This window comes from Dorea sp. AM13-35 (genome assembly GCF_003473885.1).
Lineage (GTDB): Bacteria > Bacillota > Clostridia > Lachnospirales > Lachnospiraceae > Dorea_D > Dorea_D hominis.
In genome coordinates, this window is sequence record NZ_QUCZ01000003.1 from 138,145 (window position 1) to 152,383 (window position 14,239).

The window sequence follows — 14,239 nt, forward strand, 5'->3', positions numbered from 1 at the left end:
CTCTTTCCAACAAGGAAAGGAGCAGACACCATGAAAGAAAAAAGACGGGATAGTAAAGGACGTATCCTGCATACTGGAGAGAGCCAACGAACAGACGGAAAATACTTATATAAATATGTAGACGCATTTGGAAACACAAAATATGTGTATGCTTGGAGATTGACACCCACAGACCCGACACCAAAGGAAAAACGGGAAAAACCCTCACTTCGTGAACTGGAACAGCAGATAAGACGGGATATTGAGGACGGTATCGACAGCACAGGCAAGAAAATGACACTTTGCCAACTTTATGCCAAACAGAACGCACAGAGAGCAAATGTGAAGAAAAGTACACAGAAACAACGGGAACAACTCATGCGGTTATTGAAAGAGGACAAGTTAGGTGCTAGGAGCATTGATACGATAAAACCCTCTGACGCTAAGGAATGGGCGTTACGCATGAAAGATAAAGGCTTTTCCTATAACACCATTAACAACCATAAACGCTCGTTAAAAGCGTCATTCTATATCGCCATACAAGACGATTGTGTAAGGAAGAACCCTTTTGATTTTAAGTTAAGTGAAGTCCTAGAAAATGATACCAAAGAGAAAGTCGCATTAACAGAGGAACAGGAACAAGCCTTACTCTCATTTATCAAGACAGACAATGTGTATCACAAGCATTATGATGATGTGCTGATACTGTTAAAGACTGGACTTCGTATCTCGGAACTGTGCGGACTGACAGTAGCTGATATTGATTTCAAGAATGAAGTTGTAATTATCGACCACCAGTTACTAAAGAGCAAGGAACAGGGCTATTATATTGAAACGCCTAAGACGAAAAGCGGAATAAGACAAGTGCCATTAAGTAGAGAAACAATACAGGCATTTCAACGGGTTATGAAGAAACGCCCAAAGGCAGAACCATTTGTGATAGACGGACAGAGCAATTTCTTATTTGTCAATCATAAAGGCAAGCCCAAAGTTGCGATTGATTACAACGCCTTATTTGTCCGTATGGTAAAGAAATATAACAAGCACCACAAGGACAATCCCTTGCCACATATCACACCGCATACGCTACGCCATACATTCTGCACAAGACTGGCAAGCAAGAACATGAACCCAAAAGATTTACAGTATATCATGGGACATTCAAACATTAGTATCACAATGAACTGGTACGCTCATGCGTCCATAGATACCGCAAAATCAGAGGTTCAGCGTCTAATCGCATAGAAGTATTTACCACGATTTTAACCACGCTTGATAGCGAAAATATAAGAAGATAGACCTAGATATGTGAGGTTCACCACAAAAGCAAAATGCCCGTAGAGCCTATAAAATAAGGCTTTGCGGACATTTAAGGAGATATAAAAAGATAGTCAAAAAGACATATATAATTTTTCAATAAATTTCATATCATTCATGCTTTATTCCTCCAATCAAAAAAGGCATATACTCATAGAAGCATACGCCTTGTATCTTATCATTATTTGCTATTGATATGCTGTTTTAGACCTGTCGGATCGAAAAAATAGGATGTGAAGTGAAATAAGTTCTTATAACCTTGTAAATCGTTGCATATCAGCAGTTTTGTATTTGTTTTTGCTCTTGTCTTTTGTAATAGTACCCCCCTGTTAGATAACGGGGGCTTTGAACGGCTCGCAAGCTCGCCGAACCGCCGAAGCGAACCGCCCCCTTGCAAGCATGGCGGAAAAATCTTAAGGATTTTCCCGCCAACGTGGTCGGATCGCTCCGTCGGTTTAACAGCTTTTCTGTTTCTCTCTAGTTATCTACGCATATAAATCAAATCGGTTATTCCGTTATAAGTCTGTGTTTTACAAAGCCTTAACTTTATTTCCCTGTCTATGTTGCCCAAAAGACGAACCCCATTTCCTAACAGAGTAGGAATAACAGAAATGTAATATTTATCAATCATATTTTTGCTTACCAACTGCTGAACAAGATTTGCTCCGCCACAAATCCAGATATCCTTTCCTGCTTCTTGTTTTAGCCGTTCCAATAATAAAACAGGATTTTCACTTGTAAAATGAATTTGTTGGGAAGAATTGCACTCTTTATGTGTTAATACATAAGTTGTAAATTTATTATATACCCATTCTTGCGGAGAAAGTTCAGTAACAACCTGATGAGAAGTATTCCACCCCATTAAGACAGTATCTATATCTTTGGTAAATTCTGTATAAGTGTCGATGTTTTCATTGTCATTTCCATGACCATTTAGCCAAGCTACTCCACCATTACCGTCCGCAATATATCCGTCAAGGCTCATGGCAATAAATAAAACTACTTTTCTCATTTTTTCTCTTTTATAAATACAAACAGGAATTTATTTCTCTTTTTTACTCATAAGGGAACAACTGATTGCTACAAATAAACCCATTAAAATCCATGGAAATGCTGCTCTTATAAAATCACTAACCATACTTTATTCCTCCTTAAATTCCAATTTCCTTAGTTCTACAAACTGAAATTTTTGCCTATGAATGTATCTTGTTCTTTATACGCAAACAGGCTTCTGTGTGCATAATCCAATGTCTTGAAAACGGCATTTGAATTAGTCCACAAATATCTTTATTACACCAATAATCAATCAGCCAAATTGCTTTTTCATTGTCGTTTACTACATTCAACGATTCTAAGTATCCTTTTCTTTCTTTCGGTATTTTTCTTTTCAATTCATCATAAGATAACCGTTCAAGCATTTTCTCAGTGCTTTCCCATACTTCGAAAATATATAAATATAATTCTTCCAGATTAAGCTGTTTTGAAAAGTCTGCAATCTGCTGTTTCATGAGTTCATTTCCTGTTGTAATGATAGGTGAATTGATACGCTCTTGATAATTGCCTGCAAAAAATACTTGTTCATCTTCATTTATCACTGTATGCACAACTATATCTTCAATGCGGAAAATATGCCAAATAGAATAAGCAATCGTCTTACTATGATAACCATCAGCGTTTATGAAGGGGATTGAGTTAAAATCTTCTCTGCATAATTCTTCTTTGAAAGATACTAAGGTTTGTATTAACTGACTTCGTAAAGTAAGTAAAGTATCAATACCCCTCTTATAAGTATCTTTCTTTTTTATTTGTGCCTGCATTGTTTTATTAAGTTCAGACCATTCCTTATTCATATTCAATCCTCTCTCAAATTCTGATTTTATCGCCCCATACAAACTGGAATTTACATTATGCTCACAACATTAGTTATTTCTTGCTGTCTGGTTTTCATTTTTCTCCAACTTACAAATCCGTATATATCATTAGCAAAGAACGCAATAAAACATACTACCACCGAAACATATCTAATATCATACAGACTTGCCAATATCCATAATATAATCAAAACAATATCATTGGCAGCGTATGCCAATGCAAAATACGGACTTCTCCTAAAGGTAAGGTATACTGCAAGAAAACTTGTTGTTACCGATATAGTGCTCGGGATGATGTTAGCTGTATTAAAACACTTCAAAATCAAATAGAATAGAAATGTAACAACAAATGTCACAATCCACATACAGACATTTTCTCTTTTTCCAATGCTATTAACTTTAACCTCCGCTTTGTTTCCGTTATACGGATTCTTCAGCCATGATATTAAGGCAAAAATTGCCATCGGCATTGTCATTCCAAGATATGTAATCATCTCCCCATAATACGAAAAGGTATATGAAATAATCCCATACAGCAAACTGAATACAACCATAAGTAATTGTCCAAACGGATTTCCCTTTGCGTTAAATATCAAAGATGTTACTCCTATTAGCGATGCACACAAAGTCATATAATTTATTCTGTCAAAAACACAGAATGAAATTATAATAACCATTACAGAAGAACTCCACAAAACAATTTCACTTTTTGAAAAATAGTCCTTAAACTCTTTCATAATAACCTCCAAAAAAATAAGCATCCGAATATACATCTTCAAAGACCTAACGATGTACAGTCGAATGCTTTACGCATCTACTACCCGGTGGCAGTGCTTATTCTTTATCAACTTTTTTCATTTTAACCAGTTCAATTGCTTCTTTACCAGTCAGGTGTTCAATTGTCATTTCAATGATTGCCATGTTTCTGATAGAAGAATCAATTTCTTTAGGAATTCCATCTTTGTAATCTGCTGAATATTTCATAAAAAGCAAGGTTGCAATACGACGCATTTCATTCATATCTTCTACAAGATGTACTTTACCGAACGCAATGACGCTTCTGAAATATGTAGTATATTTCTCCGGCACAATATGATCTTGATCAATTACGCAAAAAGATGCTTTTTCATGTTTAATAATTGCATCAATTTTGTGTCCGCTTTTAGCAGAATGGAAATACAGTTTTCCATCTATATAAACATAGCTTATAGGAACGGCGTATGGATAATCATTATCTCCGATTAACGCTAAAGTTCCGCTTGTATTTCTGTTCAAAATTTCTATAGCGGTTTCTTGTGGCAATAACTGCTTAAATCTTCTCATTTCTCTAAACATGGTTCTTCTCCTTTTAATGTTATAAAAGAAAAAGCATTTGAATTCACATCTTCAAAGACCTAACGATGTACAAACAAATGCTTTACGCATTCACTACCCGTTGGCAGTTTTTATTCTATATTAACATTATCTATTATAATAAATAACACCTCAAAAAACAATAGAAAATTCCTTTTTTGTCTTCATCTGCATTATATCATATTGTTATAAGCATTGCCATTTCTTTTCTGCTTTTGAAAAGTTACTTATCAGCCTATGTTTTGTAAAGGGTGATATTCAGCATTTCTCACGCAACAAGCCCTTGACAAACCATAGACTAATAAGTTTTAAGGTAATCAAGCAGAAATGAAATAGTCTGCTGTTTCACGGCAACAAAAAAGAGATACCAACACACTTATGTAGTATCTCTTAGTCTAGTAGCAATATTCTTTTGTTTGCAAGCAGGTAAACATGGGCTGTTTCTTAATATCTTTTTGTTTGGGAAACACCGGTTTCCCATCTGGATACGGTCCTTCCAGAGACATTTAATATTTCTGCCAACTGCTCCTGTGTAATGCCTTTTTCTTTGCGAAGTTTTTTTAAAAAATTCCCGATTTTTACTTGGTCCACCTCAACTCCTCCTTTCATCATCAAATATAGAAGCTGTTATCTGCAAATAATACGACACAAAGCGAGAAATGTCGTATTTTCACTAATAGACACAGTTGTCTATGCGTTTTTCATTTTTTCAATTATACAAACTGGAATTATCTTGCAGCTTATAACCTATCATTAGGGGTTAGCAAATACTTTTCTAGCCAATCATATTTGTTTTTTATAGATTTCTGCATTTCTTCTGTTTCTCTTGTTTTGTTTCTTTCTGTATCACATAATTGAAGAGCCGTTTCTATAACATTCATATATTCCATTTGATCCATACCTAATTTTCCACTGTTTAAATAATTTAAATATATGAAATCATCCATATCGCGGCACAAAATTTTACCATTAAACATTTTTCGTTCAGGATTACTGCGATATTTGTTTTCATTAAATTCAAATAAATTATCTGCGTATTCAGGATCTATAATAATTCTAGGAAATATCGCTTGTTTTGATTCTAGATAATAAGCACGATTCATTGCTGGACCAAACCAAATATTCTTTTCATTATCATAAAATAAATCGCCATACGTAATGGCACCACGAGCAATAAATCCATTCTTTAAAAATTCATATAACACTTTTTCGGTGTTATAGCATGCTATTCCCATTAATTCATACATATCTTTTCGACTATCTTCAATATCATCTTTATAGTCATAAATAATGTAGGCACAATCTGAAAAAATATGTGTCTCCCTTTTATAAACAGTCCATGAATGATTATTATCCAGTTTTTTTTCTCGCTCTACCATCCGGCTAAAAACGCTCATAACATTATACCATTCATCAAAATTTACTCTGCTCTGTGAACCTAGGATATCTATGAATATGACCACTACTTTTCTAAATTTTTTCTCCATATAGCCACCTCTTGTAAAATATATATTATATTTTATAATTTTTCTCCACATCTTCCAATTTTCATTTCCACCAATCGGAAGTTAGCTATTTTTTCATTCCTTGCTTTGTAAAATGCTTATGCAACATAAATTCTGTCGGAATAATTGTAAGCACCATAATTCCTAGTTGTGAAAACACCAAATAAACAGAAATCATTTCAAAGTTTGTATCATTTTTCGTTAAGATCAAAATAAAAATCGATAGTATCACCATGATGATTCCTAAAACAAAGTTTATCCTGCCCCAACATCTGTGTGCATATTTCCATGTTTCATCATTCATCCTTGACATAGTAGTTCGATATCCTGAAAGCCCCTGCCGATTTTTAGGAGGCCTATCTTTCCACGTATACCCCAATATAATCATAGATAACGGTACTAAAAGTGAACACACGGATAAAAATATAAACATCACAGAGACCTCCTCTCAACTTCTGATTAATTTGCTCTAAAGACTGAAGTTGTCATCAAATAAACCTTACCCATATTCCAACCGCTATAAGTATCATTCCTAATATTCTTCCTATAAATCTCGACTTTTTATTTCCAAATAAAGCAATTGTTTCTGGAGTAGTAAATGGAAGTAAAACAACAGTGATACCCATTACTATAATTCCACTTCCAATCATGCAATTGCGACTTGTCACAATGCCATAAAACATAACTAAAAACCCTAAAATAATACCAAAAATAAAATACTTAATTTTATGTCTATCGTTTTCAATTATCTTTCTATAGCTGTTTTCACATTCATTGCTGCAAAATTCCAAATTATTATCTAATTCTTTACCACAATACCTACATTTTTTCATAGTAACTCCCTCGATAATTTTCAAAATTTTATTCAAAAAATTCCGATTTATCTCTTACATTTTATCATATTCTATCCCATAACTCTATTCTTAGATTGCCAAAGAGCAGCCTTCCGACTGCCCTTTCTGCTCACATATACACGCTCTCTTTCAACACAATTTTCTCCGCACATGCCTTTATATTATTTATCAATCCAACCCATTTCATCAGATCCTGCATTTTCAGTTGTTCCGTCACACCTTGTTTTTCCTCAATCTGCTTTACCAAGGTTTCCACCTGCTCTCTGGTCTCCTGATCGACTCGGTTCAGATGTGCCGTCAGCTCCCCAGTCATCAATAAATACTGGTATCGTGCCGGTCTATGCTCTTTCAGGAACTGTTTCCGCAACATTCCGTATTTACCATATGTCGGTTCTCCCTCATTCACTGCCAGATCTGGCAGGTAATAGTCTCCATGCAGTGTGTAACTTAATCCATTGCTTTCATCATAAATGTGCTTTTTCATCATCTTATCTCTCCATTCCTCTGTTTTTTATTTTATTTTTCTTACGCTGCTGATTCTCCATCTCGCTCTTTCTGGCTCCCCAGGCAAGTCTTTCGTGAATACTTCCTGTTGGCATTTGCTCCATTTGTCGCTTTTCTTCTAATACCTTCTGCTCCTGTATATCCTGTTGTACCGCATCATCTACAGCATTTTCTCCAAGAACACGCACTACCCGGTCATATCTATCAGAAACATCCTGCAATTGTTGTTTTTCATCAAATAACTGCTCTTCTTCTTCACGCACTGTATCTAGCTCTCTTTGTATTCGGTTATATGCTTGCTTTGTTTTCTGATATTTGTGTTTCCATTTTTCTACTTCTTCGGCAAGTTCTTTAACCTGTGCAGCCATCGCAGCAATTTTATTTTTCACCTGAGTAAACAGTGGTTTTATTTTCTTATCCCGGTAGGTTGTTGCACGTTCCAATGCACCAGCTTCTGGAAGTAGAGTTTTCACTGTTCCATATTCCTTTATTTCTTTGCTGACATTATCCATTACCGGCTGTAACCGTTCTCTGCGTTCTTCCAGGCTATACAGATCTTTCTCGGCTTTTTCCGCACGCTTCTCAGCTTCCTCTTTATCTTTAACTGCCTGCTCCTTGCCATCTTTTAAAAGCTGGATATCAGCTCTTGTTTCCGCAATCTGTGCAGTCAGTCCTTCATTCTCAGCAGTAAGATATTCTTTCTCCTGTTCCAGTGCCTGCACTTCCTTTTTACGCTCTTTTTTCTTAAAATTATAAACGTCCAGATGTTCCTCATGAGTACCTTTCTGTTTCCATTCAATTCCATGATGCTTTGCAATCTCTGCCAGGACTTCTTTTTCATGATTTATCCACTGATTCAGTTCCGTATCATGCTTATTTCCACCTTGAAATCCAAGACAGGACTTTTTCAGGAAATGGTGTCAATTTAAAAATGTCTATGAAAAGGAAAAAGCTGAAATATTAGCTATTGAAGATAAAGATAAAAAACAGGAAGAACTTAATAAGCTGAACGCTACCCAGGGCGAATGGAAACTGCGTGCTATGGGAACTACGATAGGTTGTCATACCATCGTTAAGAAGGGCACTGAAGATAATTCCATCAAGACATATGATCTGACTTAATCCACAGTCACATCTCTGATTTGTGGATAAATCCACTTTATCTGTTATCATATTTACGAAAATTATATATTTTGTTATCATTCTGTTATCACAAACGGTTGTCAGGATACTCTCCCGGCAACCGTTTTTCTATACTGTTCGTTATTTTTTACTACTCTTTTACATATTTTCGAGCAACAGAAAAACCCGTAGAACCGAAGTTCTACGGGTTTCTTACGTTTGGACACAACGTTATCTTGCGATAACAAATCTATTGTATATGCGCCAATCTCACGACTTCGTCGTTCGTTCGCGGGCATTCGTAAAATGCCCACTTCCAAAGCGATAAAAAAAGAGACTTGCAAGCAAGCTTGCAGTCTCTTTTTTTATCGCCTTGATTGGCGCTTTATTCATTGCTTTCGCGTATATTACTCGATGATTGTAGCAACACGTCCTGATCCTACAGTACGTCCACCTTCACGGATAGCGAAACGAAGTCCCTGCTCCATAGCAACTGGGTGAATCAGTTCGATTGTCATTTCTACGTTGTCACCAGGCATGCACATTTCAACACCTTCTGGAAGTTCGCAAACACCTGTAACGTCTGTTGTTCTGAAGTAGAACTGTGGACGATAGTTGTTGAAGAATGGAGTATGACGTCCACCTTCATCTTTTGTCAGAACGTAAACCTGAGCTGTGAATTTGTGGTGGCATGTTACTGAACCTGGTTTAACAAGAACCTGTCCTCTTTCGATTTCAGTTCTCTGGATACCACGAAGCAGAGCTCCGATGTTATCTCCAGCCTGAGCCTCATCAAGAAGCTTACGGAACATCTCAACACCTGTTACAACAGTTTTCTTTGTTTCTTCGTGAATACCAACGATTTCAACCTCGTCAGATACATGAAGAACACCACGCTCTACTCTACCAGTAGCAACTGTTCCACGTCCTGTGATAGAGAATACATCCTCTACAGGCATCAGGAATGGCTGGTCTGTTGCACGCTGTGGGTCTGGAATGTAGTTGTCAACAGCATCCATAAGTTCCATGATCTTGTCTCCCCACTCTCCTGAAGGATCTTCAAGAGCTTTAAGAGCTGATCCCTGGATGATCGGTGTGTCATCTCCTGGGAACTCATACTCGTCTAACAGTTCACGAATTTCCATCTCTACTAATTCAAGAAGTTCTTCGTCATCTACCATATCACATTTGTTCATGAATACAACGATGTAAGGAACACCTACCTGACGAGAAAGCAGGATGTGTTCTCTTGTCTGAGCCATAACACCATCAGTAGCAGCTACAACAAGGATAGCTCCATCCATCTGAGCAGCTCCTGTAATCATGTTCTTTACGTAGTCAGCATGTCCTGGGCAGTCAACGTGTGCATAGTGACGTTTCTCTGTCTGGTACTCAACGTGAGCTGTAGAAATTGTGATACCACGTTCTCTCTCTTCTGGAGCTTTATCGATATCTTCAAAGTTCTCTGCTGTGTTTCCTGGTACTCTTGCTGCAAGTGTCTTTGTGATAGCAGCTGTAAGAGTTGTTTTACCGTGGTCAACGTGACCGATAGTACCGATATTACAATGCGGTTTTGTTCTTTCAAATTTAGCTTTAGCCATTTTGAATAATCCTCCTTATTATAGTGCCATAAAAGGCAAATTTATAATTTACGTTTGCTCGGCTATCTCTGATTATATTTCATATCAGTAGGTTTTTCAAGCACTTTTCAAGCTTTTTTCAAGCTTTTTAACGATTATTAGTCGTTTTTGCTGGATAATACTTTTTCCTGTACAGACTTCGGAACTGGTTCATATTTCTCGAAGAACATTGAGTAGTTACCACGTCCCTGTGTTCTGGAACGAAGATCTGTAGAATATCCGAACATCTCGGACAACGGAACATATCCACGAACGATCTTACCGCCGCCAAGATCATCCATTCCTTCGATACGTCCACGACGTGAGTTAATGTCACCAATAACGTCACCCATGTACTCTTCCGGCATAGTAACTTCAACCTTCATAATAGGCTCAAGAAGTACCGGAGCTGCCTTCTTCATAGCATCCTTGAATGCTAATGATCCGGCAATGTGGAATGCCATTTCACTTGAATCGACTTCATGGTAAGAACCATCATATACGTTAGCCTTAAGACCAACAACCGGGAATCCTCCAAGGATACCAGACTGCATAGCCTCTTCGATACCTTCACCAATCTTCGGAATGTATTCTTTCGGAATAGCTCCTCCGACTACAGAAGATTCGAATTTGAATGTCTCCTCACCGTTAACATCCATTGGCTCAAATTTAACTTTACAGTGTCCGTACTGTCCACGTCCACCTGACTGTTTAGCATATTTGCTGTCAACGTCAACTGCTTTTGTAAATGCTTCTTTGTAAGCAACCTGTGGAGCACCTACATTAGCCTCTACCTTAAACTCACGCAGAAGTCTGTCTACGATGATTTCCAGGTGAAGCTCACCCATTCCGGCGATGATTGTCTGACCAGTTTCCTGATCTGTATGAGCACGGAATGTCGGGTCTTCTTCAGCAAGTTTTGCTAAAGACTCACCAAGTTTACCCTGAGAAGCTTTTGTCTTAGGCTCGATAGCGAGCTCGATAACCGGCTCTGGGAATTCCATGGACTCCAGAATTACCGGATGCTGCTCGTCACAGATTGTATCACCTGTTGAAGTGAACTTAAATCCGATTGCTGCAGCAATATCTCCAGAATATACTTTTGAAAGTTCTTCTCTCTTATTAGCATGCATCTGCAGGATACGTCCCACACGCTCTTTTTTGTTCTTTGTTGCATTCAGTACATAGGAACCTGCGTTCATTGTACCAGAGTAAACTCTGAAGTATGCCAGTTTACCAACGAATGGATCTGTCATAATCTTAAATGCAAGTGCTGAGAACGGTTCTTCATCTGAAGAATGTCTTACAACATCATTTCCGTCTTCGTCAACACCCTCGATTGGAGGAATGTCTGTCGGAGCCGGCATGTATTCAAGAATAGCATCCAACAGTTTCTGTACACCTTTGTTTCTGTAAGCAGATCCGCAGCATACCGGAACAGCTGTACACTCACATGTAGCTTTTCTTAAAACTTTCTTCATATCTTCGATAGAAGGTTCGTTTCCTTCCAGATATTCCATCATAAGATCATCATCCAGATCACAGATCTTCTCTACTAATTCTGTACGATAAAGTTCTGCATCATCTTTCATATCTTCCGGAATATCTACGATAGAAATGTCATCACCTTTTTCATCATTGTAGATGTAAGCTTTCATTTCCATCAGGTCGATGATTCCCTTGAAATCATCTTCTTTACCGATTGGCAGCTGCAGACAGATAGCATTCTTGCCAAGTCTTGTCTTAATCTGCTCTACGGCATTGTAAAAATCTGCACCAAGGATATCCATCTTATTGATGAATGCCATACGTGGTACGTTATATGTGTCAGCCTGACGCCAAACGTTCTCTGACTGTGGCTCAACACCACCCTTTGCGCAGAACACACCTACAGCTCCGTCAAGTACACGAAGTGAACGCTCAACCTCAACTGTAAAGTCAACGTGTCCCGGTGTATCAATGATATTGATACGGTGCTCTAAAGCGCCCGGTTTCGGTTTGCAATTCTCTTCCAATGTCCAGTGACAAGTTGTAGCTGCTGAAGTGATTGTGATACCTCTTTCCTGCTCCTGTTCCATCCAGTCCATGGTAGCAGTTCCTTCATGAGTATCACCAATTTTATAGTTTACACCGGTATAGTAAAGAATACGCTCTGTAAGTGTAGTCTTTCCTGCATCAATATGAGCCATGATACCGATATTTCTGGTTCTCTCTAATGGGTATTCTCTTCCAGCCATTGTAGCCTCCTAAATAATTAGAAACGATAATGAGCAAATGCTTTGTTTGCTTCTGCCATCTTGTGCATATCTTCTTTCTTCTTTACAGATGCGCCTGTATTGTTTGCTGCATCCAGAAGTTCGTTTGCCAGTCTCTCTTCCATTGTCTTTTCTCCTCTTTTACGAGAATACAATGTGATCCAACGAAGTGCTAAAGCCTGTCTTCTGTCAGCTCTGACCTCGATCGGTACCTGGTATGTTGCTCCACCGATACGTCTTGCCTTTACCTCAAGTACTGGCATGATGTTGTTCATAGCCTCTTCGAATACTTCGATAGCTGGCTTATCGGCTTTTTCCGCAATTCTTTCAAATGCTCCATATACAATCTTCTGAGCTACGCCTTTCTTACCATCAAGCATGATGTTGTTGATCAGCTTTGTAACCACTTTATTGTTGTATAACGGATCCGCTAATACGTCTCTTTTCTGAGTATGTCCTTTACGTGGCACGGTCCTTCCCTCCTTAAACATATAATTTAATTCATCGGTACTCACATGTGTCTTTCTAATGATCATGTGTAGCGCTGGGCATACATATCTATATACCTTGCAGCTTACTTAATCATAGTTCTGTTTGTGACTACAGTTTCTAGATTCGCTAATTATTTGATTTATTTCTTAGCGTCTTTTGGTCTCTTAGCACCGTATTTAGAACGTGCCTGTCTTCTCTTAGCTACACCTGCTGTATCAAGTGTACCTCTGACGATGTGATAACGTGTACCTGGAAGGTCTTTTACTCTTCCTCCACGAATCAGAACAACGCTATGCTCCTGAAGGTTGTGTCCTTCACCTGGGATGTAGCTTGTTACTTCAATACCGTTTGAAAGACGAACTCTGGCGATTTTTCTAAGTGCTGAGTTAGGCTTCTTCGGTGTTGCTGTCTTAACAGCTGTACATACACCTCTCTTCTGTGGGGAAGATGCGTCTGTACTTCTCTTTCTTAAAGAGTTATACCCTTTCTGAAGCGCTGGAGCTGTAGACTTCTTTACAGATGTCTGACGTCCCTTCTTTACTAACTGGTTAAATGTTGGCATTCTCTTTCACCTCCTATGATTTTAATAAGCTGCTTCATTTTCATGAATCTTTGGCGCACAAAAACACAATGCATTTTCATGCACGCCTGTTTATCTTAGTACGAATCCTCGCTGTTGTCAAGGGTTTTCACTAGTTTTTCCTGTTTTTTTAGCGGAACCTTTCTCTTGCTTTTTCACTGTAAAGCGTCACGTTTTAAAGTCCCAGTTCATCTGCAATCGCACACATTTCTTCCAGCGCCACATCGATCAGATTGTCCAGGCTCAGACCTGTAAATTCGATTGCTTCCATATAATCTCTGTTAGCGCCTGCTGCAAAACGCAATTCATTAAATCGTTTCATCACGGATTTATGTTTTACACTTGCGACTTTTTTATCCGGATAAATCTGTGCTACAGCCTTTACAAATCCGCTCATCGGATCTGCTGCCAGAAGTGCATACTGGATATTTGTCTTTGCCTTCACTCCGCTTTTCGGATTGTGTGCACAGATCGCATCAAACAGCACCTGATCTTCCACACCTTCTTTTTTCAGGATTTCCACAGAAGTCGGTCCGTGTACGCTCAGGTCATTCTGCCAGTCGCACTGTTCCTCATCCAGGTCATGCAGAAGTCCCGCGATTCCCCAGTATTCCACATCATCCGGAGCCAGTTTCTTCGCAAGCCCTCTCATAATCGCTTCCACTGCATAAGAATGTTGAAGGTAACGCTCTCCTTTCATATATTTGTGTAAAATCTCATATGCCTGTTCTCCGTTCATTTTCTTTTCCTCCCTTGCGTTTCTTATCTTATGATGTCTGCCGATCACT

15 protein-coding genes and 1 pseudogene are annotated in these 14,239 nt (G+C 38.3%); 1 reads left to right on the forward strand and 15 read right to left on the reverse strand.

Annotation, left to right across the window (positions count from 1 at the left end; genetic code table 11):
- The first annotated feature begins 30 nt into the window (after nt 1-30).
- A complete protein-coding gene (locus tag DW152_RS04965) occupies nt 31-1,224 on the forward strand; it encodes a site-specific integrase (RefSeq protein ID WP_009242235.1) in 1,194 nt (397 codons plus the stop codon).
- A 553-nt stretch (nt 1,225-1,777) separates the two neighbouring features.
- Here DW152_RS04965 and DW152_RS04975 read toward each other — a convergent pair.
- From DW152_RS04975 to DW152_RS05050, 15 genes and pseudogenes are all read right to left on the reverse strand, one after another.
- Nucleotides 1,778-2,308, reverse strand: a complete 531-nt coding sequence (locus DW152_RS04975) for a dihydrofolate reductase family protein (RefSeq protein ID WP_002303421.1) — start codon at nt 2,306-2,308, stop codon at nt 1,778-1,780.
- A gap of 181 nt (nt 2,309-2,489) precedes the next feature.
- The gene (locus tag DW152_RS04980) at nt 2,490-3,146 is read right to left on the reverse strand and encodes a hypothetical protein (protein ID WP_002303420.1); all 657 of its coding nucleotides are present in this window, start codon (nt 3,144-3,146) and stop codon (nt 2,490-2,492) included.
- Between the two features lie 50 nt (nt 3,147-3,196).
- Nucleotides 3,197-3,904 (reverse strand): nicotinamide riboside transporter PnuC, encoded by a 708-nt coding sequence (gene pnuC / locus DW152_RS04985; RefSeq protein ID WP_199484358.1) that lies wholly within the window; start codon nt 3,902-3,904, stop codon nt 3,197-3,199.
- A 97-nt stretch (nt 3,905-4,001) separates the two neighbouring features.
- The gene (locus tag DW152_RS04990; RefSeq protein ID WP_118288100.1) at nt 4,002-4,502 is read right to left on the reverse strand and encodes a pyridoxamine 5'-phosphate oxidase family protein; all 501 of its coding nucleotides are present in this window, start codon (nt 4,500-4,502) and stop codon (nt 4,002-4,004) included.
- A 486-nt stretch (nt 4,503-4,988) separates the two neighbouring features.
- Nucleotides 4,989-5,111 (reverse strand): annotated as a pseudogene (locus DW152_RS04995) (helix-turn-helix transcriptional regulator); the annotation flags it as partial.
- Between the two features lie 149 nt (nt 5,112-5,260).
- Complete coding sequence (locus tag DW152_RS05000; RefSeq protein WP_118288101.1) at nt 5,261-6,007, reverse strand: hypothetical protein; 747 nt, start codon at nt 6,005-6,007, stop codon at nt 5,261-5,263.
- 85 nt (nt 6,008-6,092) lie between these two features.
- Complete coding sequence (locus tag DW152_RS05005; RefSeq protein WP_118288102.1) at nt 6,093-6,458, reverse strand: SdpI family protein; 366 nt, start codon at nt 6,456-6,458, stop codon at nt 6,093-6,095.
- A gap of 55 nt (nt 6,459-6,513) precedes the next feature.
- Entirely contained in the window at nt 6,514-6,858 is a 345-nt protein-coding gene (locus DW152_RS05010; RefSeq protein ID WP_118288153.1) for a DUF2116 family Zn-ribbon domain-containing protein, read from the reverse strand.
- A gap of 130 nt (nt 6,859-6,988) precedes the next feature.
- Nucleotides 6,989-7,363: a TnpV protein gene (locus DW152_RS05015; protein WP_118288154.1), complete on the reverse strand. Its 375-nt coding sequence runs from the start codon at nt 7,361-7,363 to the stop codon at nt 6,989-6,991.
- Between the two features lie 4 nt (nt 7,364-7,367).
- Nucleotides 7,368-8,105 (reverse strand): hypothetical protein, encoded by a 738-nt coding sequence (locus tag DW152_RS05020; protein ID WP_243059804.1) that lies wholly within the window; start codon nt 8,103-8,105, stop codon nt 7,368-7,370.
- Nucleotides 8,106-8,912: 807 nt separating this feature from the next.
- Nucleotides 8,913-10,106 (reverse strand): elongation factor Tu, encoded by a 1,194-nt coding sequence (gene tuf, locus DW152_RS05030; protein WP_117537566.1) that lies wholly within the window; start codon nt 10,104-10,106, stop codon nt 8,913-8,915.
- A gap of 137 nt (nt 10,107-10,243) precedes the next feature.
- Entirely contained in the window at nt 10,244-12,361 is a 2,118-nt protein-coding gene (gene fusA / locus DW152_RS05035; RefSeq protein WP_118288103.1) for an elongation factor G, read from the reverse strand.
- Between the two features lie 17 nt (nt 12,362-12,378).
- Complete coding sequence (gene rpsG, locus DW152_RS05040) at nt 12,379-12,849, reverse strand: 30S ribosomal protein S7 (protein WP_021861466.1); 471 nt, start codon at nt 12,847-12,849, stop codon at nt 12,379-12,381.
- 161 nt (nt 12,850-13,010) lie between these two features.
- The gene (rpsL, locus tag DW152_RS05045; RefSeq protein ID WP_021861467.1) at nt 13,011-13,433 is read right to left on the reverse strand and encodes a 30S ribosomal protein S12; all 423 of its coding nucleotides are present in this window, start codon (nt 13,431-13,433) and stop codon (nt 13,011-13,013) included.
- Nucleotides 13,434-13,626: 193 nt separating this feature from the next.
- Entirely contained in the window at nt 13,627-14,190 is a 564-nt protein-coding gene (locus DW152_RS05050; RefSeq protein ID WP_118288104.1) for an HD domain-containing protein, read from the reverse strand.
- Nucleotides 14,191-14,239: the final 49 nt, after the last annotated feature.

Coding starts and splice junctions, on each gene's coding strand:
- DW152_RS04965 (WP_009242235.1), top strand. CDS start 31: ATGAAAGAAAAAAGACGGGATAGTAAAGGACGTATCCTGCATACTGGA.
- DW152_RS04975 (WP_002303421.1), bottom strand. CDS start 2,308: ATGAGAAAAGTAGTTTTATTTATTGCCATGAGCCTTGACGGATATATT.
- DW152_RS04980 (WP_002303420.1), bottom strand. CDS start 3,146: ATGAATAAGGAATGGTCTGAACTTAATAAAACAATGCAGGCACAAATA.
- pnuC (WP_199484358.1), bottom strand. CDS start 3,904: ATGAAAGAGTTTAAGGACTATTTTTCAAAAAGTGAAATTGTTTTGTGG.
- DW152_RS04990 (WP_118288100.1), bottom strand. CDS start 4,502: ATGTTTAGAGAAATGAGAAGATTTAAGCAGTTATTGCCACAAGAAACC.
- DW152_RS05000 (WP_118288101.1), bottom strand. CDS start 6,007: ATGGAGAAAAAATTTAGAAAAGTAGTGGTCATATTCATAGATATCCTA.
- DW152_RS05005 (WP_118288102.1), bottom strand. CDS start 6,458: ATGTTTATATTTTTATCCGTGTGTTCACTTTTAGTACCGTTATCTATG.
- DW152_RS05010 (WP_118288153.1), bottom strand. CDS start 6,858: ATGAAAAAATGTAGGTATTGTGGTAAAGAATTAGATAATAATTTGGAA.
- DW152_RS05015 (WP_118288154.1), bottom strand. CDS start 7,363: ATGAAAAAGCACATTTATGATGAAAGCAATGGATTAAGTTACACACTG.
- tuf (WP_117537566.1), bottom strand. CDS start 10,106: ATGGCTAAAGCTAAATTTGAAAGAACAAAACCGCATTGTAATATCGGT.
- fusA (WP_118288103.1), bottom strand. CDS start 12,361: ATGGCTGGAAGAGAATACCCATTAGAGAGAACCAGAAATATCGGTATC.
- rpsL (WP_021861467.1), bottom strand. CDS start 13,433: ATGCCAACATTTAACCAGTTAGTAAAGAAGGGACGTCAGACATCTGTA.
- DW152_RS05050 (WP_118288104.1), bottom strand. CDS start 14,190: ATGAACGGAGAACAGGCATATGAGATTTTACACAAATATATGAAAGGA.